At 71.8% G+C, this 1036-nt stretch carries 1 protein-coding gene; it reads left to right on the top strand.

Annotated elements, in window-relative coordinates; all coding sequences use genetic code 11:
• Positions 1–190 precede the first annotated feature (190 nt).
• Positions 191–940, top strand: coding sequence for a helix-turn-helix domain-containing protein (locus ABZ641_RS39280; RefSeq protein ID WP_359989536.1), 750 nt, complete (start codon positions 191–193; stop codon positions 938–940).
• Positions 941–1036: the final 96 nt, after the last annotated feature.

Raw genomic sequence — 1036 nt, 5'->3', positions numbered from 1 at the left:
TGCTTCAACCGGCCGAGTCGTTTCTGCCGACTGCTTCGCCCGGGCCTGCTGCTCGCTGGTCATGCCGGGCCCCTTTCTCCGCCTTTTTCACCAACAAGTGTTGTCCTTATTCGGGTCACCCGTCAAGACGAGCAGGCCACAGCTCCACGAACAGGGGCATGTCGCCGTACGTGGGAGTTATCGTGAACAGGTGACCAGTGACGAGAGCGACCGGGGCACGGCGCCGCACGACCCGGCCGACCGCATCCTGTCGGTGAGTGTGCTCGGCGAGGAGTCGCGCAGGCGGATGTTCGCCTTCGTCCGACGCGCCGGCCGGCCGGTGACCCGGGACGAGGCGGCCGCGAGCGTGGGCATCTCCCGCAAGCTCGCCGCCTTCCACCTCGACAAGCTCGTCGACGCCGGTCTGCTGCAGGCCCGCTACGGCGCGCCCGGGGCCGTCCGCAAGGTGGGCCGCCAGCCCAAGGTCTACGAGCCGACCGATGCCCAGATCACCGTCTCGATCCCCGACCGCCGCCACGAGTTGCTGGCCGACCTGCTCCTGGACGCCGTCCTGGCCCAGAGCGGCGGCGGCAGCGCGGCCCGGGCCGCCGTGGACGTGGCGGCCGGCCGCGGCCGCCGGCTCGGCGAGGAGGAGCGCGAGTCCGGGCGTCCCGGGCGGCTCGGGGTGGAACGCGGGCTGACGATGTGCGAGCAGATGCTGGAGACCTACGGGTACGAGCCCGTCCGGGAGTCGCCGACCGAGGTCCGGCTGCGCAACTGCCCGTTCCACCCGCTCGCCGCCAAGGCGCCGGAGCTGGTGTGCGGCATGAACCACGCCTTCCTCGACGGCTACCTCCGGGGCCTGGAGGTCCCGGGCGTCGAAGCCGTCCTAGACCCCGTTCCCGGGGAGTGCTGCGTCCGTCTGCAGCCCGCTCCCCCAGCACCCGACGCCGCCCGCTGAGACGGCCGGACCGAAGGAACGCCTGGCAGTTGTCTTGGAGGAGGTCACGGCGCTGATCCGCGCCACCGGCGCCGAACTACGCGTCGAGGATGTGGC

The sequence above is a fragment of the Kitasatospora sp. NPDC007106 genome (assembly GCF_040634455.1).
In the GTDB taxonomy this organism is placed as follows: domain Bacteria; phylum Actinomycetota; class Actinomycetes; order Streptomycetales; family Streptomycetaceae; genus Kitasatospora; species Kitasatospora arboriphila.
Note: the sequence above shows the minus strand (reverse complement) of the source record. Positions and strands in the feature narration are given on the sequence as shown.